The 23,768-nt window shown below is 73.7% G+C and carries 21 protein-coding genes and 1 pseudogene; 10 read left to right on the top strand and 12 right to left on the bottom strand.

The annotated features are described in order from the left end of the window. Positions 1–1,301 (top strand): annotated as a pseudogene (locus ACFVFS_RS09495) (hypothetical protein); the annotation flags it as partial. Between the two features lie 94 nt (positions 1,302–1,395). Here the strand turns inward: ACFVFS_RS09495 and glnII are convergent. From glnII to ACFVFS_RS09515, 4 genes are all read right to left on the bottom strand, one after another. Further along, a complete protein-coding gene (glnII, locus tag ACFVFS_RS09500) occupies positions 1,396–2,418 on the bottom strand; it encodes a glutamine synthetase (protein WP_380621924.1) in 1,023 nt (340 codons plus the stop codon). 195 nt (positions 2,419–2,613) lie between these two features. Then, on the bottom strand, positions 2,614–3,723 hold the full coding sequence (locus ACFVFS_RS09505) for an SCO1860 family LAETG-anchored protein (RefSeq protein ID WP_380621926.1): 1,110 nt from the start codon (positions 3,721–3,723) through the stop codon (positions 2,614–2,616). A 60-nt stretch (positions 3,724–3,783) separates the two neighbouring features. Continuing rightward, positions 3,784–4,461, bottom strand: coding sequence for a uracil-DNA glycosylase (locus tag ACFVFS_RS09510; RefSeq protein WP_380621928.1), 678 nt, complete (start codon positions 4,459–4,461; stop codon positions 3,784–3,786). 115 nt (positions 4,462–4,576) lie between these two features. Further along, positions 4,577–5,680, bottom strand: coding sequence for an amidohydrolase family protein (locus ACFVFS_RS09515; RefSeq protein WP_380621930.1), 1,104 nt, complete (start codon positions 5,678–5,680; stop codon positions 4,577–4,579). A gap of 98 nt (positions 5,681–5,778) precedes the next feature. Here ACFVFS_RS09515 and ACFVFS_RS09520 point away from each other — a divergent pair, with 98 nt between their 5' ends. After that, positions 5,779–6,867 (top strand): pyridoxal-phosphate-dependent aminotransferase family protein, encoded by a 1,089-nt coding sequence (locus ACFVFS_RS09520; protein ID WP_380621932.1) that lies wholly within the window; start codon positions 5,779–5,781, stop codon positions 6,865–6,867. A 366-nt stretch (positions 6,868–7,233) separates the two neighbouring features. Further along, positions 7,234–8,832, top strand: a complete 1,599-nt coding sequence (locus tag ACFVFS_RS09525) for a TauD/TfdA family dioxygenase (RefSeq protein ID WP_380621934.1) — start codon at positions 7,234–7,236, stop codon at positions 8,830–8,832. A gap of 71 nt (positions 8,833–8,903) precedes the next feature. Here the strand turns inward: ACFVFS_RS09525 and ACFVFS_RS09530 are convergent, their stop codons facing one another. Then, positions 8,904–9,722 carry a GntR family transcriptional regulator gene (locus ACFVFS_RS09530; protein ID WP_380621936.1) on the bottom strand — a complete coding sequence of 273 codons (819 nt, stop codon included), beginning with the start codon at positions 9,720–9,722 and terminating at the stop codon, positions 8,904–8,906. 343 nt (positions 9,723–10,065) lie between these two features. Between ACFVFS_RS09530 and ACFVFS_RS09535 the strand changes: the two genes are divergently transcribed. From ACFVFS_RS09535 to ACFVFS_RS09560, 6 genes are read left to right on the top strand one after another with little or no spacing between them, the layout of a single operon-like run. Next, a complete protein-coding gene (locus ACFVFS_RS09535; protein WP_380621938.1) occupies positions 10,066–11,235 on the top strand; it encodes an ABC transporter substrate-binding protein in 1,170 nt (389 codons plus the stop codon). A 46-nt stretch (positions 11,236–11,281) separates the two neighbouring features. Further along, positions 11,282–12,256: an ABC transporter permease gene (locus tag ACFVFS_RS09540; protein ID WP_380621940.1), complete on the top strand. Its 975-nt coding sequence runs from the start codon at positions 11,282–11,284 to the stop codon at positions 12,254–12,256. After that, positions 12,244–13,095 carry an ABC transporter permease gene (locus tag ACFVFS_RS09545; protein WP_380621942.1) on the top strand — a complete coding sequence of 284 codons (852 nt, stop codon included), beginning with the start codon at positions 12,244–12,246 and terminating at the stop codon, positions 13,093–13,095. Before ACFVFS_RS09540 ends, ACFVFS_RS09545 begins: the two co-directional genes overlap by 13 nt. Before the next feature lie 19 nt (positions 13,096–13,114). Beyond that, on the top strand, positions 13,115–14,200 hold the full coding sequence (locus ACFVFS_RS09550) for an ABC transporter ATP-binding protein (RefSeq protein ID WP_380621944.1): 1,086 nt from the start codon (positions 13,115–13,117) through the stop codon (positions 14,198–14,200). Between the two features lie 33 nt (positions 14,201–14,233). Beyond that, positions 14,234–14,908 (top strand): HAD family hydrolase, encoded by a 675-nt coding sequence (locus ACFVFS_RS09555; RefSeq protein ID WP_380621946.1) that lies wholly within the window; start codon positions 14,234–14,236, stop codon positions 14,906–14,908. A gap of 6 nt (positions 14,909–14,914) precedes the next feature. Continuing rightward, positions 14,915–15,235 carry a DMT family transporter gene (locus ACFVFS_RS09560; protein ID WP_380621948.1) on the top strand — a complete coding sequence of 107 codons (321 nt, stop codon included), beginning with the start codon at positions 14,915–14,917 and terminating at the stop codon, positions 15,233–15,235. A 381-nt stretch (positions 15,236–15,616) separates the two neighbouring features. On the opposite strand, the gene ACFVFS_RS09565 is transcribed toward ACFVFS_RS09560, so the two are convergent. From ACFVFS_RS09565 to ACFVFS_RS09580, 4 genes are all read right to left on the bottom strand, one after another. Further along, positions 15,617–16,615 carry a HEAT repeat domain-containing protein gene (locus ACFVFS_RS09565; RefSeq protein WP_380621950.1) on the bottom strand — a complete coding sequence of 333 codons (999 nt, stop codon included), beginning with the start codon at positions 16,613–16,615 and terminating at the stop codon, positions 15,617–15,619. A 3-nt stretch (positions 16,616–16,618) separates the two neighbouring features. Continuing rightward, on the bottom strand, positions 16,619–17,281 hold the full coding sequence (locus ACFVFS_RS09570) for a HEAT repeat domain-containing protein (RefSeq protein ID WP_380621952.1): 663 nt from the start codon (positions 17,279–17,281) through the stop codon (positions 16,619–16,621). Between the two features lie 48 nt (positions 17,282–17,329). Continuing rightward, positions 17,330–18,337 carry a formylglycine-generating enzyme family protein gene (locus ACFVFS_RS09575; RefSeq protein ID WP_380621954.1) on the bottom strand — a complete coding sequence of 336 codons (1,008 nt, stop codon included), beginning with the start codon at positions 18,335–18,337 and terminating at the stop codon, positions 17,330–17,332. Between the two features lie 92 nt (positions 18,338–18,429). Next, positions 18,430–19,857: a sulfatase gene (locus tag ACFVFS_RS09580; RefSeq protein WP_380621956.1), complete on the bottom strand. Its 1,428-nt coding sequence runs from the start codon at positions 19,855–19,857 to the stop codon at positions 18,430–18,432. Positions 19,858–20,352: 495 nt separating this feature from the next. On the opposite strand from ACFVFS_RS09580, the gene ACFVFS_RS09585 reads away from it, so the two are divergent. After that, positions 20,353–21,012, top strand: coding sequence for an HAD family hydrolase (locus tag ACFVFS_RS09585; RefSeq protein ID WP_380621958.1), 660 nt, complete (start codon positions 20,353–20,355; stop codon positions 21,010–21,012). A gap of 271 nt (positions 21,013–21,283) precedes the next feature. Here the strand turns inward: ACFVFS_RS09585 and ACFVFS_RS09590 are convergent, their stop codons facing one another. From ACFVFS_RS09590 to ACFVFS_RS09600, 3 genes are all read right to left on the bottom strand, one after another. Next, complete coding sequence (locus ACFVFS_RS09590) at positions 21,284–21,961, bottom strand: phosphonatase-like hydrolase (protein WP_380621960.1); 678 nt, start codon at positions 21,959–21,961, stop codon at positions 21,284–21,286. A 47-nt stretch (positions 21,962–22,008) separates the two neighbouring features. After that, complete coding sequence (locus tag ACFVFS_RS09595; RefSeq protein WP_380621962.1) at positions 22,009–23,130, bottom strand: TIGR03364 family FAD-dependent oxidoreductase; 1,122 nt, start codon at positions 23,128–23,130, stop codon at positions 22,009–22,011. A 116-nt stretch (positions 23,131–23,246) separates the two neighbouring features. Further along, entirely contained in the window at positions 23,247–23,759 is a 513-nt protein-coding gene (locus ACFVFS_RS09600; protein WP_380621964.1) for a pyridoxamine 5'-phosphate oxidase family protein, read from the bottom strand. Positions 23,760–23,768: the final 9 nt, after the last annotated feature.

A 23,768-nucleotide genomic window follows, 5' to 3' on the forward strand; every position in this document is an offset into this window, starting at 1 on the left:
ACGGAGACCACACCGCGGCATTGGCGCCCATCACCGAAGCCGTCAACCACTACCGCCAACTCGCCGCCACCAACCCCGGCGCCTTCCTCCCCGACCTCGCCGACTCCCTCTACAACGTCTCCAGGCACCAGGCCACGTCCGGAGACCACACCGCGGCACTGGTCTCCATCGCCGAAGCCGTCAACCACTACCGCCGACTGGCCACCGCCAACCCGCCCGTCTTCGTCCCTCGCCTCGGCGCGGCCCTCAACAACCTCTCCGAACGAGGAGGCGACGGCGAGCAGGCCGATGCGGCATGGGACGCCGCCATGAGCGACCTCGGTCACGATCCGTTGGCGCAGGCCGAACTCCTCGCCCACCGGGCCTACCGCCTCGCGAGACTCGGTGATCCGAATCGAGCGGTCGAGATGCTGGTGATCGCTGTCGGGAAAGCTGCGGCCGGTGAGCCCGAGCGGTTGGCCAGGACACGCCAGACGATCCGGCGCGTGGCGACCGGCTTCGAGCTCGATGACCCGCGCCTGGCCGGCTGGGCCACCGACCCGATTCCGGAATCCGACCTCATTCTCCTCAACGCATGGGCCTCGCTGTCGGACTGGCTCGGTACCGAGACGTTCCTGCGGGCCCATGCGGAACACCTGCGATCACCCGAGTACCGGCACCACCTGCGCCTCGCCGATGCGCTCTTCCCCGAGAATCCGAGAACCGCCCTTCTCACCCACCTGCTCGACGACATCGAGGACCGCGGTCTCACCACGGTCCTCGCCGACGGCCGACGCGCCTACGAGGCGTCCGCTCTCTTGAGTGCCTGGATCGCGACGCCCACCTGGGCCGAATCCCGTGACTTCCATCTCGCGCACCGAGACGAACTGCACGCCCCCGACGTCATGGCCATGATCTCGCAAATGGACTCGCAGCCGGTCGTCAGCCAGCACCTCGGGATCCTCCGGATCGCGGAGGCCGGCTCCATCGACCTGGCCTACGCGGTCGTCGTCGATCCGGCCGTCGCCTCGGCCGTGGCGACGGCCGCCGTGGAGGAAGCCGACCTCGATCTCCTAGCCGCGGTCGCCGCGGCCGGTCAACAGGTGCTGGAGTCCGCTCAGGGCCCGTTGTTCGCCATGCTCCTCGCCGTCGCGGCCGACTCCGCCGACAGCGCCCGCCGCATCGCCGCGCGGATCGTCGAGAACTCCGCTCCCGTGCAGCGCGAGGCGTACGCGATCCACCTGCGCGAGCTCGCGCGGCGGCGGCCGGATCTCGCCGAACCGGCCGGCGAACTCGCCGAGGTGCTGCACCCCGCCGGGTGAACGCAGAACGCCCGCAGGGCCTCCCCGGTGAGGTGGGAGGCCCTGCGGGCGTGCGTGGTGCCGGTGCCGGTGCCGGTGGCTACCGGGGCCGGGATCAGACCAGGCCGGCCTTCTCCAGGGCGGCGCAGCAGGTGTTGATCAGCAGCCGGGTGACGACGTAGGGGTCGACGTTGGCGTTCGGGCGGCGGTCCTCGATGTAGCCCTTCTGGTCCACCTCGACCTGCCACGGGATGCGGACCGAGGCGCCGCGGTTGGAGACGCCGTAGGAGTAGACGTTCCACGGGGCGGTCTCGTGCTTGCCGGTCAGGCGGGACTCGATGTCGGCGCCGTACTGGGTGACGTGCTCGAGGACCTTCTCCTGCGAGGTGCCGAGCGACTCGCAGGCGGTGATGATCGCGTCGTAGTTCTCGCGCATCGCCTTGGTGGAGAAGTTGGTGTGCGCGCCGGCGCCGTTCCAGTCGCCGCGGACGGGCTTCGGGTCGAGGGTGGCGTCGATGCCGAACTCCTCGGCGGTGCGGTAGAGCAGGTAGCGGGCGATCCACATGTCGTCGGAGACGGTCAGGGCGTCGACCGGGCCGATCTGGAACTCCCACTGGCCGGGCATGACCTCGGCGTTGATGCCGCAGATGGCCAGGCCGGCGTCCATGCAGCGGTCGAGGTGCAGCTCGACGATCTCGCGGCCGAAGACCTCCTCGGCGCCGACGCCGCAGTAGTAGCCGCCCTGCGGGGCCGGGTAGCCGCCCTCCGGGAAGCCGAGCGGGCGGGAGCCCTTGAAGAAGGTGTACTCCTGCTCGATGCCGAAGATCGACTCCTGCGCCTCGTACTGCTCGGCGACGGTGCGCAGCAGGGCGCGGGTGTTGGACTCGTGCGGGGTGCCGTCGGTCTCGTTGACCTCGCACAGGACGAGGATGTGGTCGCCGCCGCGGATCGGGTCCGGGGTGACGCGCACCGGGGCCAGCACGCGGTCCGAGGCGTGGCCCTCGGCCTGGCTGGTCGAGGAACCGTCGAAGCCCCAGGTGGGGATCTTGTCCGCGTTCGGCAGGACACGAGTCTTGGAGCGGAGCTTGGCGGTCGGCTTGGTGCCGTCGATCCAGATGTACTCGGCCTTGATTGCCACGGCGGTGTACCTCGCAAACTGGGTGGTGGGTGCCCGCGTAGCGTTGCAAGCCGCCGTTTCCCGGTTGTTCCTCTCATGTAACGCCCATGTGAACCAACCGTCCGCATTGGCACGGTTACGGTGCGGGAGTGCCGCAGGTGGCACCCCCGTATCCGTGGGGCCGGAGGCAGGCGGGACGGGCCAGGCCTCCCGCGGTCAGTGCCGGCGGGCGTGGGCCGGGGCGGCCCGGCGGCGGCGGGTGGCCCAGAGGGCACAGGCGCCGGCGGCGACCAGGGCGGCGGCTCCGGCGGCGAGCGGGGCGGTGGCGTCGTTGCCGCCGGTGGAGGCGAGGGCGTCCGAAGCGGCGGCGGAGGCGGAAGAGGCCGCGGGGGAAGCGGTCCGGCGGGCGGCGGCAGAGGTGGTGGTGTCCGCGACGGGCTGGGCGGCCGGGCTCTGCGTGCCGACGGCCGCGGGGGTGGCCGCCGGAGGCGCGGCGGCCGTCGGCGTGGCCGTCGGCGCGGCCGGTACGGGCTTCTCACAGCTCACCGAGGCGATCGTGACGGTTCCGGTGACCTTGGCGACGTTGAGGTTCAGCGGGTCCACCGCCACCCGGACCTCCAGGGCGGAGGCGGCGGCCGTCGTCGAGGTGGTGGTCTTCCTGGAGAACTCGACCGACACGCTGCCGACCAGCGGCACGTCCACCTCGGTCGGCCCGTACAGGCCGACCGTGACCGGCTTGCCGAGGACGGTGAGCCCGGCGGGCGCGACCACCTCGGCGGTGGGCGGCCCGTCGACGGGGCAGGTGGCGGTGGCGCTGAGCGCCTCCAGGCCGAGCAGGGTGGTCGCGGGCAGGCCGGGGGCGTGCACCTCGGCGTCGGCGAGGGTGACGGAGGCGGTGGCGCCCTCGGCGTCGACCCGGGCGACCGATGTGCCGACCTCCGCCTTGACCAGGGTGACCGGGCCGGACTGGTCGACGCCGTCGACCTTCGCGGTGAGGACGGTGCCCTCGCGCTGTGCCGGGGACTCCACCTTGTTGAGCGAGACGTCGACCGGGACGTCCACGGCGTTGTTCAACAGCCGGACGTCCAGGTCGAGTTCGGCGGTGACGGCGCGCGCCTTGCCCGGGGAGGGGGTGGCCGCCGGCGCCGGGGCGGCCCCGGCGGGCGGCACGGTGAGAACGGCGCAGGTCAGGGCGACAGTGGCTGCGGAAACGATTCGTCGGGAAGAGGAAGAGGAAGGCGAAGACATGGCGGTACCCCCACGGCTGAATGGATGAGCCGCCAGTCTTCTCAAACGATCCGTCATATGAGTGATACGGAGCGTCATTTCACTCGTTGGGGTGACGTTGACGCTCCGCACTGACGCACGTCTGCTACGGCGGGCCGCCTACGGCAGCCGCCAGTCCACCGGCTGCGCCCCCTGCCGCACCAGCAGCTCGTTGGCCCGGCTGAACGGGCGCGAGCCGAAGAAGCCCCCGCTCGCCGAGTACGGGCTCGGGTGCGCCGACTCGATCGCCGGGATCTCGCCCAGCAGCGGCCGCAGGTTGCGCGCGTCACGGCCCCAGAGGATCGCCACCAGCGGGCCGCCGCGCGCCGCCAGGGCGCGGATCGCCTGCTCGGTGACCTCCTCCCAGCCCTTGCCGCGGTGCGCGGCGGGCTTGCGCGGAGCGGTGGTCAGCGCACGGTTGAGCAGCAGCACGCCCTGCTGCGTCCACGGGGTGAGGTCGCCGTTGGACGGCTGCGGGAGGCCGAGGTCGCTGCCGTACTCCTGGAAGATGTTGATCAGGCTGGCCGGGATCGGACAGACCTCGGCCCCCACCGAGAAGCTCAGGCCGACGGCGTGGCCGGGGGTCGGGTACGGATCCTGGCCGACGATCAGCACCCGCACCTCGGCGAACGGCTGCTGGAAGGCGCGCAGCACGTTCGGGCCGGAGGGCAGATAGGTCCGGCCGGCGGCCAGTTCGGCGCGGAGGAAGTCGCCCATCGCGGCGACCCGCCCGGCCACCGGCTCCAGCGCGGTGGCCCACCCGGGCTCGACGATCTCGTTCAGTGGACGCGGTGCCATGGACGTAACCCTATCGGCCTACACTGACAGCCCGTTCACCGAGATGATCACACCGCCTCACACCGCCTCGACAGCGCCCCGCACTGCCCCGCCCCCACAGGAGCGCGATCTGCGGTCACGCCACCGGACGCCCGCGCAGCACCACCAACCGGGGATCGGCCAGCACCCGGACGTCGGCGCGCGGGTCCTGCGCGTACACCACGAAGTCCGCCGGTGCGCCCTCCTCCAGGCCGGGGCGCCCAAGCCAGGCGCGCGCCCCCCAGCTGGCCGCCGACAGCGCCTCGGCGGGGGTGAGCCCGGCCTTCACCAGCTCGGCGACCTCCTCCGCGACCAGGCCGTGGGCCAGCGAGCCGCCCGCGTCCGTCCCGACGTAGACGGGGATGCCCGCGTCGTGCGCGGCGCCGACCGTGGCGTAGCGGCGCTCGTGCAGCCGCCGCATGTGGGCGGACCAGGCCGGGAACTTGGCCTCGCCGCCGGCCGCCAGCTGCGGGAAGGTCGCGATGTTGACGAGGGTCGGCACGATCGCGACCCCGCGCTCGGCGAAGACCGGGATCAACTCCTCGGTCAGGCCGGTCGCGTGCTCGACGCAGTCGATCCCGGCGGCCAGCAGGTCCGGCAGCGACTCGGCGGCGAAGCAGTGCGCGGTGACCCGCGCGCCCTCCTCGTGCGCCGCCGCGATCGCCTCCGCCAGCGCGTCGCCCGGCCAGCAGGCGGCGAGGTCGCCGCGCTCGCGGTCGATCCAGTCGCCGACCAGCTTGACCCAGCCGTCGCCGCGCCGGGCCTCGGCGCGCACGTAGGCGGCGAGGTCGCCGGGCTCGATCTCGTGCGCGTAGTTGCGGATGTAGCGGCGGGTGCGGGCGATGTGCCGGCCGGCCCGGACGATCCGGGGCAGGTCCTCGCGGTCGTCGATCCAGCGGGTGTCGGCGGCGGACCCGGCGTCGCGGATCAGCAGGGTGCCGGCGTCACGGTCGGTGAGCGCCTGCTTCTCGCTGGTGGCGGCGTCGACGGCGCCGTGCGCGTCCAGGCCGACGTGGCAGTGCGCGTCCACCAGGCCGGGCAGCACCCAGCCGTCCACCGTCCGGACGTCGGCGGAGGAGGCGCCGACGGCGGTCGGCCGGGAGAAGGCCACCCGGCCGTCCACCACCCAGAGTTCGTCCCTGACGTCCTCCGGACCGACCAGCACCCGACCCCGGACGTGCAGCACCGCGCCATCGCTCATGGCCGCACTCTACCGACGGCGCCGTTCCTTGTGAGCGGTGAAGATGGGGCAGACTCGTTCCCGGCCAGCACCCTCCCCCCTCGAAAGGCCCAGAGACCGTGAGCCCCTTCCTCGACCTGCCCCCGCTCACCGCCGCCGACTTCGCGGCGATCGAGGACAAGGTCGCCGCGCTGCTGCACACCACCGCCGACGTCATCGTCACCCAGGGCGAGGCGCTGCTGCCGCTGGAGGCCGCCATCCGCGGCGCCGCGCACCCGGGCTCGACCGCGCTCAACATCGTCACCGGCCCGTACGGCCAGACCTTCGGCAACTGGCTGCGCGACTGCGGCGCGACGGTGATCGACCTCGCCGTGCCCTTCGACAGCGCGGTGAGCGCCGAGCAGGTCGCCGCGGCCCTGGCGGCCGAGCCGGCCATCGACTTCGTCTCGCTGGTGCACGCCGAGGCCGCCACCGGCAACACCAACCCGGTGGCCGGGATCGGCGCCGTGGTGCGCGAGCACGGCGCGCTGCTGATGGTGGACGCGGTCGCCTCGGTGGCCGCCGAGCCGCTGCTGACCGACGACTGGGGCGTCGACCTGTGCGTGATCGGCGGGCAGAAGGCGATGGGCGGGCCGGCCGGCGTCTCGGCCGTCTCGGTCTCCGCGCGGGCCTGGGAGCGGATCACCGCCAACCCGGCCGCCCCGCGCCGCTCCTACCTCTCGCTGCTGGACTGGAAGGAGCGCTGGACGGACGCCGGACGCACCGTCCTGCCGCACGCGCCCGCGCAGCTGGAGATGCTGGCGCTCGGCGCCTGCCTGGACCGGATCGCGGCGGACGGCCTGCCCGCCGTCATCACCCGCCACCGGGCCGCCGCGACCGCCCTCCGCGCGGGCGTCCGGGCGCTCGGCACGCTCACCCCGTTCGTTCCGCAGGACGCGCACGCCGCGCCGGTCGCCACCACCCTGCGCACCCCGGCCGGCCTGGACGCCACCGCCCTCGCCGCCGAGCTGCGCCGCCTCGACCCCGCCCTCCCGGTCCAGGCCGGCGGCGGCGCCCTGGCCACCGAGATGCTTCGGGTCAACCACTACGGCCCCGCCGCCACCCTCCCCACCGTCCGCGCCACCCTCACCGCCCTCGCCACCGCGACCGCCGCCGACCCCGCCCCGGCCCTTACCGCGGCCGCCCGGGCCTGGGACGCCACCGTCTGACCTCCCCCCGAGCCCTCCCGAGCAGGCCCGCGGAGCAGACCCGCCGGTCCGCCCCGTCCGCCCCGTCCGCCGCAGCGGACGGGGCGGTTCGCCGTCCGGCGCGCGCCACGTCGGCACCTCGGCGGGGCCGCGGAACTCCCGGACGCGCCCGGTAGGCGCATCGGGATCGACGGCCGCCCCGTCGGCGGCCTCCCCGAAGACCGCCCGCACGCTGCCGACCGGCCAACGGCGCCGAGGCTTCGGCCCGGCACTGTTCCCGAATCGTTCACCCCCGCGGCACCTGCGGCTCACCGGCCCCCGGCAGGCTCCAGCGCAACGACTGAAGTTGGCTATACAACTTTCACCCGGGCCGCCGAGGAGACGACCATGACCACCGAGCTGTCGCCGTACTGGCTGCGCGACAACTGCCCCTGCGCCGAGTGCCGCGACCCGCGCAACGGGCAGAAGCTGTTCCAGATCACCGACCTGCCGGAGGACCTCGCGATCGCCGCGCAGGCCGAGCTGGAGGGGCACCTGGAGGTGCTCTGGTCGGACGGGCACCGCTCCCGCTACCCGGCGGGGTGGCTGGCGCAGGAGGCGGACGGCGACGGGCGGACGGAGGCGGACAAGCGGCTCTGGGAGGCCGCCGACTTCGCGGGCGGCGTCCCGCAGGCCCAGTGGTCGGCCTACCTGGCCGACCCGGCCGAGCAGGCGGCCGTACTGGCCGCCGTGCGCCGCGACGGCTTCGCCGTGCTGCGCGGGGTGCCGGTGCGCGAGCGGCAGGTGCTGGCGGTCGCGGAGACCTTCGGGTACGTGCGGGTCACCAACTACGGCGAGCTGTTCGACGTCCGGGTCGAGCCGGACCCGAACAACCTGGCGTTCACCAGCGCCGCGATCACCCCGCACACCGACAACCCGTACCGCGACCCGGTCCCCACCCTCCAGCTGCTGCACTGCCTGGAGAACTCGGCGACCGGCGGGGACTCCGGCCTGGTGGACGGCTTCCGGGCCGCGGCGCTGCTGCGCGCGGAGGCACCGGAGCACTTCGCGGTGCTGACCCGCACGCCCGTGCCGTTCGTCTTCCGCGACCGCGGCACCGAACTGCGCGCCGACCGCCCGCTGATCGAGGTGGACCCGCTGGGCCGGATCCGCGAGGTGCGGTTCAACAACCGCTCGATCGCCGCCCTGCGCGGCTCGGCGGCGGAGCTGGACGCGTTCTACGCCGCCTACCGCGCGTTCGCCGCGATCACCCTGCGCCCGGGGCTCCAACTGGAGTTCCGGCTGGACCCGGGCGACTGCCTGATCTTCGACAACGTCCGGCTGATGCACGCCCGGACGGCCTTCGCGCAGGACGGCCGCCGACACCTCCAGGGCTGCTACGCGGACCTGGACTCGCTCGCCTCCACCCTGGCCGTGCTGCAGCGCCGTTCGGCCGCGCTGGACGAGCTGGCCGCGCTGTTCGCGGGCGAGGGCGCCGGCGAGTACCTGGGCGAGGCGGTCACCATGGCCGAGCACATGCTGCAGGCCGGCGCGCTGGCCGAGGCGGCCGGGGCGGCTCCGCAGCTGGTCGCGGCGGCCCTGCTGCACGACGTCGGCCACTTCTTCGACGAGCACGGCCAAGGCTCCGCGCACGGACATGATCTGATGCAGGGTCAGGACAACCGGCACAGCCACACCGGCGCCGACCGGCTGGCCCGCTGGTTCGGCCCGGAGGTCACCGGGCCGGTCCGGCTGCACGTGGCGGCCAAGCGCTACCTGTGCGCGGTCGAACCGGACTACCGGGCGCGGCTGTCCGAGGCCTCCGAGTACACCCTCCGGGTGCAGGGCGGCCCGATGTCCGAGCGGGAGGCCGCCGACTTCGCCGCCCACCCGGGCGCCGAGGACGCGGTGGCGGTGCGCCGCTGGGACGAGCAGGCCAAGGAGGCGGGGGCGGCGACCCCGGGCTTCGCCCACTTCCGGCCGCTGCTGGCCTCGTTGATGCGCTGACGGCCGGACGGCGGGCGGGGCGGCCCGTACTCCGGGCCGCCCCGCCGCATGCCGTCAGTCGTCCCCGCGGGTCAGTCCACGTCCCGGGCGTGCCGCGAAAGCGCCGAGGTGGCCAGCGAGTTGTGCACGCTGAACGCCACCGTGCCGGGCAGGTAGCGGTCCTGGGACCACTCCACCGGCGTCCCGGTCGGGTCGGTCGTCCGGCGCCGCTCGCGCAGCAGCGGGCCGCCGCGCCGGCAGCCGAGCAGCCGGGCGTCGTCCCCGTTGGCGGCGACGATGTCGATCGTGTGGTCGGCGTCGGTGAACAGGATGCCGTGCTCGCGCAGGACTTCGGTGTGCGAGACGACGTCCGGCGGCAGCTCGGCGACGATCTCGCCGACCCGGGGCGGGTAGACGGTCCGCTCGACCATCACCGGCGTACCGGAGAGGGTGCGCAGCCGGACCATCACGTAGACCTCGTCGCCCGGTTCGAGGCGCAGCTGCTCGCGCTCGGCGGCGTCGGCCGGGCGGTGCACCATCGAGTCGAGTATGCCGCCGGGCTCCTCGCCCATCGAGTACGCCCAGCGGGTGAAGCTGAGCAGTTCGGAGAAGCTCTGCACCCGGGCCGTGCCGAGCACCACCCGGCGGGTGCCCCGGCGCGAGGTGACCAGGCCGTCCGAGCGCAGCACGGCGAGCGCCTGGCGGACCGTCCCGCGCGAGACGCCGTACTGCTCGGCGAGCGCGCCCTCCGCGGGCAGCCGCCCGGCCTCGCCGAACGCGCCGGTGGTGATCGCCTCCCGCAGGTCGGCGGCGACCTTGCGGTAGAGCGAACCCGTTCCGCGCTCGGTTCCCGAAGCGCCGGCCGACGCATCGGCCGAACGGGCCTCCGGGCGCCCCGACTCCACTGCCACGTCAGTCAATGTCCCTCCTGGGCGGTGTCCTGCGCAGCCCTTCCGGCGCCGGACAGCCCGACCATATCCCGCTGCGCAACCCGAAGCATCGCACCCGTCGAACACTCCGCCGGTGGCCTGATTCGACCGTTCCCGCAGCCGACCCCGGGACTGGGCCATCCGTTCACCTTCCCGTCACCGGGTTCCGGCGTACTTACCCACGTCAGCGAAGTTGGCTAGTCAACTCGGACGACGCGATCGGCCGCTCACCCCGGTCGGCCCGCCGCCCTTCGCGAGACGCAGGCCCGCGGAACCCCCCGCGAACGCCCCCTCGCAGTACGCCCCCTTAACAGGAGACTTCCCCGTGACCGTGCACCGCGCCCGTGCCGCCGCCTTCGCGGCCGTTCTGACCGCCGCCGCGCTCTCCCTCACCGCCTGCGGCTCCGCCGGGTCGAGCGCCAAGTCCGGCGACGCCGCCAAGGCGGGCGCCAAGGACGCCAAGGAGGCCACCTCCGCCGCCGACTTCGGCGGCATGGACGGCCTGGTCGCCGCCGCCAAGAAGGAGGGCAAGCTGCACGTCATCACGCTGCCCCGGGACTGGGCGAACTACGGCAAGATCATCGACTCGTTCAAGGCCAAGTACGGCATCGAGGTCGAGGAGGAGAACCCGGACGGCTCCAGCCAGGACGAGATCAACGCGATCAACTCCCGCAAGGGCCAGGACCGCGCCCCCGACGTGGTCGACCTGGGCAGCGCCTTCGCCCTCCAGGCGGTCAAGGACGGCATCCTCGCCCCCTACAAGGTGGCCACCTTCGACAAGGTGCCGGACACCATGAAGGACGCGAACGGCGCCGCCGTCAACGACTACGGCGGCTACGTCTCGATCGGCTGCGACGCCAAGAAGATCGCCAACTGCCCGAAGACCTTCGCCGACCTGCTCAAGCCCGAGTACAAGGGCCAGGTCGCCCTCAACGGCAACCCGACCAAGTCCGGCTCCGCCTTCGGCGGCGTCTACGCGGCCGCGCTCGCCAACGGCGGTTCGCTGGACAACATCCAGCCCGGCATCGACTTCTTCGGCAAGCTGAAGCAGTCCGGCAACTTCAACCCGGTCGAGTCCACCCCGGCCACCATCGAGAAGGGCGAGACCCCGATCTCGATCGACTGGTCCTACCTGAACGCCGGCTACACCGACGAGTTCAAGGGCAAGGGCATCGACTGGCAGGTCTCCATCCCGGTCGACGGCTCCTACGCCCAGTTCTACAACCAGGCCATCAACAAGTGGGCCCCGCACCCGGCGGCCGCCCGCCTGTGGCAGGAGTACCTGTTCAGTACCGAGGGCCAGAACCTCTTCCTCGGCGGCTACGCCACCCCGTCCACCTTCGAGGCCCTGAAGAAGGACGGCACCCTGGACACCGCCGCCGCGGCCAAGCTGCCGACCGTCGAGAAGCCGTTCACGACCTTCCCGACCGTGGACCAGATCAACGCGGCCAAGAAGGTCGTCACCGAGAACTGGACCAAGGCCATCGCGGGCTGACGCCCACCCGGCCGCGTACCACCCATCGGGCTGAGAAAAGGCACTCATGACCACGGCTCCCACCCCGGTGCCGACCACCCCCGCCGCCACCGAATCCGGTGGCGGCGCGGGGGCGTCCGCCACCGCCACCGCCACGACCACAACCCCCACCACCCCCCGGCGACGGCCGCTGGCCCGCCTCGGCGGCGCCTCCTGGCTCGCCGCCGTCCCGCTGCTGCTGTTCTTCCTGATCGGCTTCGGACTGCCCACCGTCGCCATCGTGATCGGCGCGTTCACCACGTCCAGCGACGCGGAGACCGGCGCCGGGCAGTTCACCTTCGACAACATGGTGGACTCGGTCCAGGGCGGCTACCTGACCGCCATGCTGAGCAGCCTCAAGCTCTCCGCGCTGACCGCGCTGCTCGCCACCCTCATCGGCCTGCCGCTCGCCCAGGCGGTCGTCACCTCCCGGCACGGCTGGCTGCGCCAGGCGGTGCTCACCGCCTCCGGCGTGCTCGCCAACTTCGGCGGCCTGCCGCTCGCCTTCGCGTTCGTCGCCACCCTCGGCAACGCCGGTGAGATCACCAAGCTGCTGCACCTCACCGACCACGGCTGGTCGCTGTACTCGTTCACCGGCCTGACCGTCGTCTACCTGTACTTCCTCATCCCGCTGATGGTGCTCACCATCACCCCGGCCCTGGACGGCCTGCGTACCCAGTGGCGCGAGGCCGCGCAGAACAACCGCGCCACCACCGTGCAGTACTGGCGCCACGTGGCCCTGCCGATCCTGCTGCCCTCGCTGCTCGGCGGCTTCGTGCTGCTCTTCGGCAGCGCCTTCGCCGCCTACGCGACCGCCGCCGCCATGGTCGGCGCGACCGTCCCGCTGGTCAGCCGCTCGATCGCGGACGCGCTGTCCGGCAACGTGCTGGTCGGCCAGGGCAACCTCGCCCTCGCCCTCAGCCTCAACATGATCATCGTGGCCGTCCTGGTGATGGCCGTGTACCTCCCCCTCCAGCGCCGGAGCGCCCGATGGCTCAGCTGACCACCCCCGCCCCCGCTCCCGCGAGGCGCCGGACCGTGCGCTGGTGGCGCGGCGCCGTACTGCTGCTCGCCGGCGTGTACTTCGTCGTCCCGCTCGCGGCCTCCTTCTGGTTCTCCGTCGACGACCCGCAGGGCATCTCCTTCGAGGCCTACACCGGGCTGCTCTCCGCCCCCGGCTTCCTGGACAGCCTCTGGCTGACCCTCGGGCTCGCCGTCGTCACCGTCCTGGTGCTGCTGGTCCTGCTCGTCCCGGCGCTGATCGCCGTCCGGCTCGGCTCGCCGAAGCTGCGCCCGGTCATCGACGTGCTCTGCACCCTGCCGCTGGTCGTCCCGCCGGTCGCGCTGACCGCCGGCCTGATCGGCGTGCTCCGCTGGGGCCCGGACTACCTGATGGACACGCCGTTCTTCCAGACCTTCGTGTTCATCCAGGACCCGGACTTCCCGCTGGTACTGGTCATCGCCTACGTGCTGATGGCGCTGCCGCTCGCCTACCGCGCCCTGGACGCCGGCCTGCGCTCGGTGGACGTGCGCACCCTGGTCGAGGCCGCCCGCAACTGCGGCGCGAGCTGGCCGCGCGCGGTGTTCACCGTCGTCCTGCCCAACCTGCGCGGGGCCCTGCTGAACGCCTCCTTCCTCACCCTGGCCCTGGTGCTCGGCGAGTTCACCGCCGCCTCGATCCTCGGCTTCCAGCCCTTCCCGGTCTGGATCTACTCGGTCGGCAACAGCCAGGCCCACATGTCGGTCGCGGTCTCGATCCTGAGCCTGCTGCTCACCTGGCTGCTGCTGCTCCTGCTGGCCACCGTCGGCCGCGAGCGCCGCCACAAGCCCGCCACCTCCTGAACCCCCGGAGTCACCCATCATGACCACGGCCACCGCCCCCGTCACCGGCGTCCCCCTCGCCCCCGGCAGCGCGACCGTCGAATTCCGCTCGCTGCGCCGCGCGTTCGGCGCCACCACCGCGCTGGACGGCCTCGACCTCACCGTCCACCCCGGTGAGCTGCTCGCCCTGCTCGGCCCCTCCGGCTGCGGCAAGACCACCGCGCTGCGCATCCTGGCCGGCTTCGAGCAGCACGACTCGGGCCAGGTCCTGGTCGACGGCCAGAACATCACCGCGATCCCCGCCCACAAGCGCGACGCGGGCATGGTGTTCCAGTCGTACAGCCTCTTCCCGCACCTGACCGCCGCCGACAACGTCGCCTTCGGCCTGCGGATGCGCGGCACCGGCAAGGCCGAGCGCCTCAAGCGGGCCCAGGAGCTGCTGGAGCTCGTCGGCCTGCCGCAGCACGCCGGCCGCTACCCGCACCAGATGTCCGGCGGCCAGCAGCAGCGCATCGCGCTCGCCCGCGCGCTCGCCCTGCAGCCGCGGGTGCTGCTGCTCGACGAGCCGCTGTCCGCGCTGGACGCCAAGGTGCGGCTGTCGCTGCGCGAGGAGATCCGCCGCCTCCAGCAGGAGCTGGGGATCACCACCCTGTTCGTCACCCACGACCAGGAGGAGGCGCTGTCGATGGCCGACCGGGTCGCCGTCCTGCGGGCCGGCCGCCTGGAGCAGTGCGCCACGCCGTCCGAGCTGTACGCCCGCCCGGCCACCGCGTTCGTCGCCGAGTTCGTCGGCACCATGAGCCGCATCCCCTGCGAGCGCTCCGGCGAGGGCGTCGAGGTCCTCGGCCGCCGCCACGCCGTGGACGGCACCCTGCCCGCCGACGGCGAGCTGCACGTGCTGGTCCGCCCGGAGAACGTCCAGCTGGCCCCCGACGAGCACGGGGTCGCCCTGGTCGTCTCCGCGTCCTTCCTGGGCGCCGTCACCCGCCTCACCGTCCGTCTGAACGACGGCACCGAGGTCAAGGCCGACCTGCCCACCGAGGCCGCCGCCGCACTGCCGATCGGCTCGCGCGCCGCGCTGACCCTGCCGGAGCGGCCGGTGCTGGTCGACCGTCGTACGGTCTGATCCGCCCTGTTGAACCGCTCCGAAGGTACCGCCATGCCTCACACCCCCCCACCCGCCGCCGTCCTCTTCGACATGGACGGCACCCTCGTCGACACCGAGCAGCTCTGGTGGCAGGCCGCCGCCGAGCTCGCCGACGAGCTGCACCACTCCCTCACCGACGCCGACGCGCCCGAGGTGCTCGGCCAGGCCATCGAGCACACCGCCGCCCACCTCCACCGGGTCAGCGGCACCTCGCTCACCGAGGCCGAACTCGCCACCCGCCTCGGCGACTCCTTCGCCGGCAAGGTGGCGGCCGAGACCGTCCCGCGCCCGGGCGCCCTCGCCCTGCTCGCCTCCCTCCGGGACGCCAAGGTGCCCACCGCCCTGGTCTCCGCCTCCCCCCGGCGGGTCGTCGACATGGTGCTGGGCTCCATCGGCCGCGACTGGTTCGCCGTCACCCTCGCCGCCGAGGACACCCCGCGCACCAAGCCCGCCCCGGACCCCTACCTGGCCGCCGCCTCCCTGCTCGGCCTCGACCCCGCCACCTGTGTGGCCGTCGAGGACACCCCGACCGGGGTCGCCTCCGCCACCGCCGCCGGCTGCGCCGTCCTGGCCGTCCCCTCCAGCGACGTCCCGATCCCGAACGGCTCCCGGGTCACCCTGCTGGACAGCCTGGAGCACGCGGACCTGGCCCTGCTCGGGAAGCTCACCGCCGCGCCCGGGGTTTGAGCCCCCATGCCTTACGTACTCCTCACCCTCGCGATCCTCAGCGAGGTCTGCGCCACCAGCTGCCTCAAACTGACCGAGGGCTTCAGCAGGTTCTGGCCGAGCGTGGGCGTGGCCATCGGCTACGTCCTCTCCTTCGCCCTGCTGGGCCGCGCCCTGAAGCACATCCCGGTGTCCGTCGCCTACGCCGTCTGGTCCGGCGCCGGGACGGCCGCCGTGGCCGGCATAGGCGTGGTCGCCTTCGGCGAGTCCCTGGGACGCCTCCAGTGGATCGGCATAGCCCTGGTGATCGCCGGCGTCGTCGTCCTCAACCTCAAGGGCGGCCACTGACCCACCGTACGGACCCCGTGTGCACGGCGCACGGGGTCCGTTCCGCTCCCCCGGCGGCGGCACGGCGGATCCCCCGTTTCCTGACGTGTCACCAGATAGGTGACGGGCGTCCGGCGTTGGGGAACCCCCGGCCTACCGCCGGTCACAGGACAGGCGTAGTGTCCGCACCGTGGACGAACGATCCCCGGGTGGCGATCGTCGTCCCACCCGTGAGCATGCTCGTCGCACCGCTGTGAAGAGGGACCGCGCCATGGACGAAATGACCCACCTGGGTCCTCGGCATCGTCCTGATCATCGGCACCGCCGGGTACGTCTACCTCGGCTCCCACTGACCCGGCGGCGCCGGCCGTCAGCCGGGCCGGTCGTCAGCCGGGCCGGTCGTCAGCCGCGCCGGCGGAGGGCGTAGACGGCGGTGAGGGCCACGGCGCGGTCGGGGTCACGGGAGAGCTCGGTGAGGGCGCGGGCGGCGGTGGGGCCCGGGATGTCCACCAGCGCCTGGGTCAGCCGGCGGCGGGCGGGCGGGTCCAGGGCGGCGGCGGCGAGGCGGTCGACGAGGGCGGCGGCGATCCGGTCCGCCGACGCGGGGTCGACCGCCAGGGCGCCCAGCGCGTCGGCCGCGTCGACGTCGTTCACCCCCTCGACGATCAGGTCGACGAGCGACGGGACCGCGTCGCCCGCTCCACGCGCGCCGAGCGTCAGCGCGGCATGGCGGCGGACCACCGGGTCGGGGTGGGCGAGGGCGTCCCGCAGCAGGGCGGTGGCGGCGGCGCCTGGCAGTTCGGCGAGGGAGCGGACGGCACGCTCGCGCACCTCGGCCGCGGGCGCGTCGAGGCCCTTCGCCACCAGCGCCGCCACCTCCTCCCCGGACCGCACCAGCGCCCAGCGGAGGGCGCCGGCGACGACCGGGTCCGGCTCCCCCAGCACGGCCTCGGCCAGCGCCTCCACCGGCACCGGGGCCTCCTCGGTCGCGGACAGCGCGGCGCGGTGGCGCGTCCCGGCGCTCGCCGACCCCAGGGCCTGGAGCAGCGCGACGGTCCGCAGGACGTCCTCCCAGCCCGCCGGTTCGGCGGCGCCGATCCGGCGCAGCCGCGTGAGCAGTTCGGTCTCCGCCGCGATGCGCTCCCGCGTCCCGCGGATGAGCTCGCCGACGAGTTCGGCGGGCGCGAAGCCGGGGTCGTCGAGCGCCCGCCCGACGTCGCGCAGCGACAGCCCCAGCGACCGCAGGCTCTCGATGTGGAAGATCCGCCGGACGTCCTCCTCGGCGTACTCCCGGTAGCCGCCCTCGGTGCGCCCCGTCGGCCGCACCAGGCCGAGCGACTCGTAGTGCCGGAGCATCCGGGCACTGACCCCGGACCGTCGCGCGACCTCACCGATCAGCACCGACTACCGTCCCTCCCCGCCCAGGGCCACCACGCGCTTCGCCTCCTCGATCGCGAACTCGAAGCCGGCCTCCGGGTCGCGCCACAGCCGTTCGGTGGCGAGCGCGTGCAGGCGCACCCCGGCGTCGGGGGCCGCCGCGGCGGCCTCCAGGGCCGGCCGCACCACCTCGCCGAGCGCGATCAGCGCCCGGCTGAGGCTCAGCTGCGTCTCGCGTTCGCCGCGACCGAGTTGTTTCGCCAACTCTACGGCCAACGCGGGCTTCTCCCGCTCGGGCGCGAGGACGACCGCCGTCCGCCAGGCGGTCCGGGCCACCTCGTCGTCGGCGTCGGCCAGCAGCGCCGGGGTGATCGCCGGCCAGGCCCGCCGGTCCCCGATCTTGGACAGCGTGTGCAGCGCCTGGCTCCGGGCCCGGGCCCGGTCCGAGCGGAGTTCGCCGACCAGCGCCGGGACCGTCGCCGACGGCGCGTGGCGGGTGAGCGCCCAGGTCAGCATCTCCCGCACGGAGAACTCGGGCTCGACCGCGCTCCGCTCGACGAGTCCGCCGACGAACCCCGGGTCCGGCGAAGTGCCGACCGCCAGCGCGGCCCGCAGCCGGACCGACGCGTCGGTGTGCGCCAGCGCCCGGAGCGCCCGCGTCGTGGTCGTTTCCTCCTGTGGCACGGTCATCGGGACCACCTCCTCGACCGCAGTCAAGGCCTTGTCACCGTGTCAAGGTCAAGCCGCGGCGTCGGCGGCCACCCGGAAACCGATGTTCCCGGCGGAGCTGTCCGGGGTGTTGGAACTGCGCGCCGCGACCCGGTAGCGGTTGCAGTAGGAGGCGTGGCACATGTGGGAGCCGCCGCGCATCACCCGCGCCGTGCCGTCCGGCGGGCCGAGCGGGTCCCGGCGCGGGCCGGTCCGGTGGAAGCCCGCGCTGAACCAGTCCGCGCACCACTCCCACACGTTGCCGACGGTGTTGTACAGCCCGAAGCCGTTCGGCCGGAAGGCGGTGACCGGGGCCGTCCCCCGGTGGCCGTCCGCCGCCGTGTTCAGGGTGGGGAAGACGCCCTGCCAGATGTTGCACGCGTACCGCCCGCCCGGGGTGAGCTCGTCGCCCCACGGGTAGCGCGCCTGCTCCAGCCCGCCCCGGGCGGCGTACTCCCACTCGGCCTCAGTGGGCAGCCGGGTGCCCGACCAGGCGCAGTACGCCTGCGCGTCGTTCCACGAGACGTGCACCACGGGGTGGTTCTGCCGGGTGGTGACCGAGGAGCCCGGGCCCTCGGGCGTCCGCCAGCTGGCCCCGGCGACCGCCCGCCACCACGGCACGGCGGCCACCTGCGGGGAGGCGGCGGCCAGCCGGTCCGGCAGGAAGCCCTCGAAGACGTAGGAGAAGCCGAAGGCCTCGGCCTCGGTGCGGTGGCCGGTGGCCTTGACGAAGGTCGCGAAGGCGGCGTTGGTCACCGTGGTCGGCGCGATCCGGAACGGGCTCAACTTGACGACGCGGACCGGCCCTTCACCGTCGGCCGGGTAGCCCTCCCGGTCGTCCGCGCCCATCAGGAACCGCCCGCCGGGCAGGCCGGTGAGCTGCCGCGCCACCCGCGAGCCGGCTCCGGTGGCGGTTCCGGGAGCGGTTCCGGCGGCGGCCCCGGCGGCGGCTCCGGGAGCGGCGAGCGTCACGGTGACGGGCGCGGCGGGCCCGTCACCGTCGCGGCCGGGGGTGCAGCAGGGCTTGGTGGTGGACACGGTGGGTCCTCGTTCGGTCGGGGTCCGGGGGCGGCGGCCGGCCGTCGCCCCCGGACCGTCGGGGAAGGGTGTCGGGGAAGGGCGGGGAGGGGTCAGGCGGCCCGGTCGGCGGCCAACTGCGCCGCCAGGCCCGGGACGCCGAGCGCCTGCTCCTCCTGCGGGGTGGCCTGGTAGAGCAGGTTGGTCAGCTGGTACGGGTCGGCCGACAGGTCGTAGTACTCGCGGAACTTCACCTCGCCGGTCCCGGACACGGTGCCGTTGGAGTCGGTGTGCAGCGCGTAGTACTCGGTGTACTGCTTGCCCTTGGCCACGTACGAGGACCAGGTGGGCGGGCCGCCGGCCGCCGTGCCCTGCTTCCACCACTCCACCAGCAGGTGGTCCCTGCTGTACGGGGTGAACAGCGAGTGGCCGTCCTGCGGGGTGTCCGGCGTGATGCCGGCGGCGTCCAGGATGGTCGGGGCGACGTCGATGTTGGCGACGATCCGGTTGTCGACCGTGCCCGCGCCGAGCCCGCCGGCCGGCCAGGAGAGGTAGAAGGGCACCTCGTGGGCCGGGGAGTAGGGCACGGACTTCTTCAGCCAGCCGTGGTCGGCCCAGGTGTAGCCGTTGTCGCCGAGGTAGATCACCAGGGTGTTGTCGAGCTGGCCGAGTGCCACCAGCTTGTCGTGGATCGCCTGCACGGCGTCGTCGACGGAGAGCAGGGTGCGCAGCTGGCGGGTGCGCAGCGCCTGGGCGTCGGCCAGGGTCGAGGTGGCGTTCTGGATGTAGCCGGGCTTGTCGCTGCGGTCGTCCTCAGGCACCGAGGGGCGCCCGTTCCACGGCGGGACGACGGTGTCCGCGTACTTGGGGGCGGGCACGTTGGGCTCGTGCGACGCGTACGGGGTGACGTAGGCGAACCAGGGCCGGGAGTCGGTGGCGGCCTTGTCGAGGAAGGCCAGGGTGCGGTTCTTGATGATGTTGGTGGTGTAGCCGGTGAGGGTCTGGACGGTGCCGTCGATGTTCCAGTTGGCGTTGTTGAAGGCGGGCTGGAGCAGCGCCCACTCCTCGAAGTGCGGCGGGTTGTCCGCCAGCGTCCAGGAGTTGAGGTACTTGCCGAACAGCCCGGTGCGGTAGCCGGCCTGCCTGAGGTAGCGCTGGACGGTGGTGTGCTGGTCGAGGCTGTACGAGGCGCCGTTGTTGCGCACGCCGTGGTTGTGGGCGTAGCGGCCGGAGAAGACCGAGGACCGCGAGGGCGCGCAGAGCGGCGTGGTGACGTGGCCGTTGGTGAAGCGGACGCCGTTGCCGGTGAGCCAGTTCACGATCTGCGGGGTGGCCCACTCGGTGTGCTTGGGCTGGTCGTCGGTGACGATCAGCAGGATGTTGGGCCGGGCGGCACCGGCCGCGGCGGCCGGGGTCCCGGCCGCCAGCTGGAGCGCCGCCGGGGCCGCGGCGGTGGCGGCCACGGCCGCGGCGCCGGCCAGGAAGCCCCGCCTCCCGACCCGGGGCGAACCGTTCGTTTCCGAATCGCCGATCTCGCTCATGAATTCCCTCCATGCTTTTTCGGTGATTCCGTCGGCGGCCGCGCGGAGGAATCCGCGAGCGGCACCGGAATCATTCACGGGGAAAGCGGGTTCCCGGTCCGCACGGCGTCCGCGCCCGTACCCCGGAAGCATTCACGGGCACGGCGACTCACCGGGGATCCGCGGTGAAGGAGCCGGGGCGCCTCAACGACCTGCACGAACAGTGCGGGTGCGAGTCACCCCGAGGAGGTCCGACGCGCTGCGGCCGGTCCCCGTCCACCCGTCCGGGGACCGCCGCCGGTTCACGCCGGATCGGGCGTACAGAGGGCGCTCGCGAGCCGTCCGAAATCGACGTGCCGGCGAGCAGCCAGGAACTCTCCAGCTGCCATGCGAGCGACTGTAGGAGTTCCCGGCGAACACTGGCAATACCCGGGCGCTTTTGTTTCCGCGCCATGTCGGATTTCCGGCCGCAGGTTTCCCCTCGTCAACAACCGGGCCCGCGCCTATCCTTCGGGCGTGATCACTTCAACCGAACCGATACGGCTCGTCGTCTTCGACTGCGACGGGGTCCTGGTGGACAGCGAGCGGATCGCGGCCCGCGTCCAGATCGCGCTCGGCGCCGAGCTCGGCTGGCCGCTGACCGAGGAGGAGGTGGTCGAGCGCTTCATCGGCCGCTCGATGGCCTCGATCGACGAGCAGATCGCCGCCCGGCTCGGCCGGGCGACCGCCGACCGGTGGTGGGCGGAGTTCGTCCGGCGCCACGAGGTTGAGGTGGACGCCGGGCTGGCACCCGTCGACGGTCTGCCCGAGGCGCTCGCCGCGATCACCCTGCCGACCTGCGTCGCGTCCAGCGGCTCGCACGAGAAGATGGCGCACACCCTGGGCCGCACCGGCCTGTTCGACCGCTTCGCCGGGCGCATCTTCAGCGCCACCGAGGTCGCCCGCGGCAAGCCCGAGCCCGACCTCTTCCTGTACGCGGCCCGGCGGATGGGCGTGCCGCCCTCCGCGTGCGCCGTCGTCGAGGACAGTGCGCCCGGCGTACAGGCCGCGCGCGCTGCCGGTATGCGCGCCTTCGGCTACGCCGACGGCCTGACCCCCGCCGCCCGCCTGGCCGGCCCGGGCACCGTGGTCTTCGACGACATGCGCGACCTCCCGGCCCTGTTGGCCGCCGGGTAGCCGGGTAGCCGGGTGGCCGGCAGGGGCTCGGGTGACCGGCGAGCGCGTGGGTTCCCGGGGCGCGGAACCCGCTCCGGAAGACGTCGAGGCGCAGCCGGTTCCCGCCCGCCCTCCCCTCCGGGGCGGGCGGGAACACGAGCCCACGGCCGGGCGCCCGCGCCCGGAGGCGGGCCGGGGCGGCGCGGGGCCGGCGGGAGGCCGGCGGGGGATCGCACGCCGACCGGGCGGGCGCGCCTCGCGTCGCGCCCGCCCGGTGCACCCGGCCGCCGGCTCAGCCCGCCAGCAGCGCGGGCAGCTCGGCGACGGACGCCAGCACGTGGGTCGCGCCGTCGGCCCGCAGGCGCTCCTCGCCGTGGGCGCCGGTGAGGACGCCGGCGACGACCGAGGCCCCGGCGCGCGAGCCGGTCAGCATGTCGTAGCCGGTGTCCCCGGCCACCGCGATCTGGCGGACCGCGTCGGTCCCGGTGCGCAGCAGCGCGGTGAGCGCGAGGTCCGGGTACGGGCGGCCGCGGCCGGCCTCGGCGGGGCAGAGGGTGAGGTCGGCGATCGACTCCCAGCCGAGGGCGGTGAGGATGCGGTCCTGGGTGGCCCGCGAGAAGCCGGTGGTGAGGACCACCTTGCGGCCCTGGCCGCGGAGTTCGGCGACGGCCTCGGCCGCGCCGGGCAGCGCCTCGCAGTGGCCGGCGTCGACGAGGTCGTGGTAGGCGGCCTCGAAGGCGGTGTTGGCGCGCTGGGCCTTCTCCTCCTCGCCGAACAGGTGGCGGAAGACGGAGATCTTGGACTCGCCCATGGTGGCGCGGACGTGCTCCAGCATCCGGGCGTGCTCGGGGCTGCCGGCCTCGACGCCGAGCGAGCCGGCGGCGGCCTGGAAGGCGCGCTCGACCAGGCCGTCGTCGGCCACGGTGGTGCCGGCCATGTCCAGGACGACCAGGCGGATGTCGTACGGCATGATGTTCAGTTCCTTCGACGGTCTTACGGGCTGACGGGCTGACGGATTTACAGGTTGGCGAGGTTCGCCGTGGTCTCGGCGATGGCGGGCGAGCAGGTCATGCCGCGGCCGCCGGGGCCGGTGACCAGCCAGACGCCGTCGCGCACGCGCTCGCGGTGGACGACCCGGGTGGTGTCGACGCACTGCGCGTACACGCCGGCCCAGCGGCGGCGGACCCGCGGCAGCGGGCGGCCGAGCAGGTCCTCCACCACGCCCACCAGGTGGTCGTACGGGTCCTCCACGACGTCGAAGCCGAAGGGCTGGTCGTACTCGTGGGTGTCGCCGATGGTGAGGCCGCCGTCCAGGCGCTGGACCATCAGCAGCTGCATCCTGTGCTCGGCGGCGACCGGCGGCTGCGGCTGGACCTCGCGCAGGCGGTCCAGGGCGGTGCCGGCGAAGGCCGGGTAGTAGCGGAAGGAGTCGCCGTCGGCGACCGAGGTGGTCAGCGGCTCGCCCAGCGGGTCGGTCTGCATCATCTGCAGCCGCACCTTGCGGACCGGCAGCTCGGGCGCCAGCTCGCGGACCAGGCCGCCCAGCCAGGCACCGGTGCACAGGACGACCAGGTCGCCGGTGTGGACGTCGCCGTGGTCGTCGCGGACGGCGTTCTCGCCGATGACGTCGCGGACCTCGCGGCCGGGCAGGAAGGTGTAGCGGCCGCTGGCGGCCAGCGCGGCGCGCAGCGCGGGCTGGGCGACGCGCGACTCGACGGCGGCGTCCCGCTCGCAGTGCAGGGCACCGAGCAGCGTGCCGCGCAGGGCCGGGTTGAGGGCCCGGGTCTGCTCCGGGTCGAGCAGCCGGTAGCCGCGGAGCTCGGCGTCGGGCAGGGTGAGCGCCTGTTCGGCGACCGCGAGCTCGGCCTCGGTGCGGATCGCGGTCAGCGACCCGTTGGCACGGAAGCCGATGCCGGGCACCTGCCCGCCGATCCGCTCCCACAGCTCGCGGGCCCGCACCGCGGTGTCCAGCTCCTCGCCCTGGGCCCGGCCGCTGACCCAGACCAGGCCGAAGTTGCGCACCGAGGCGCCGCGCGCCTCCGCCTCGCGCTCCAGGTGGACGACCTCGTGACCGCGCTCGACGGCCTGCCAGGCGTGCATGGTGCCGAGCACGCCTGCTCCTACGACGATGACTCTCATGCGGCCAGACTGGTGCCGCCAGATGTCCGAGGGGCGTCCGACCGGCGGCCCTCAGATGAACCGGCCGATAAGTTGTACAGACAACCTGGCGGCCGGTCCACCGCCCGGGCCGCGGCTCAGCGCCGCACGGCCGCCCGCAGGTAGTGCCGCCGGCCGAACTTCGGCTCGTCCACGGCCGTCAGCTCCTCCACCTGGAACCGGTACAGCGCCGCCGCCCCGCCCCCGGTCAGGAACTGCCGCCGGACCTCGTCGTCCTGCGCGAAGGCGGGGTAGCGCCCCTGGTAGGCGGCCAGCGCCGCCTCCGCCTGGTGCCCCCACGCCTCGCCGGCGCCGCCGGTCAGCTGCAGGCCGCGCAGCTGCTCGCCGAAGACCGGCGGCGGCAGGAACACCGTGGCCGCCGCCCGGGCCTCCTCGGCCAGGTGGTGGCTGTGCCGGGTGGCGCGCTCGCTGACGAAGTAGAGGACGAGGTCGTCGTCGTAGGCGAAGAAGGCGAGGTTGGCGTGCGGACCGTGCTCGTGGCCGGCGGTCGCGAGGGTGAGCACCATCGCCTCGGCCAGCAGCCCCTCGACGCCCTTGCCGAGCTCCTCGGCCGGCCAGTCCCCCTGGGTGATGTCGAGTCGGTACGGCATGGGCAGCAC

This window comes from Kitasatospora sp. NPDC057692 (assembly GCF_042799475.1).
In the GTDB taxonomy this organism is placed as follows: domain Bacteria; phylum Actinomycetota; class Actinomycetes; order Streptomycetales; family Streptomycetaceae; genus Kitasatospora.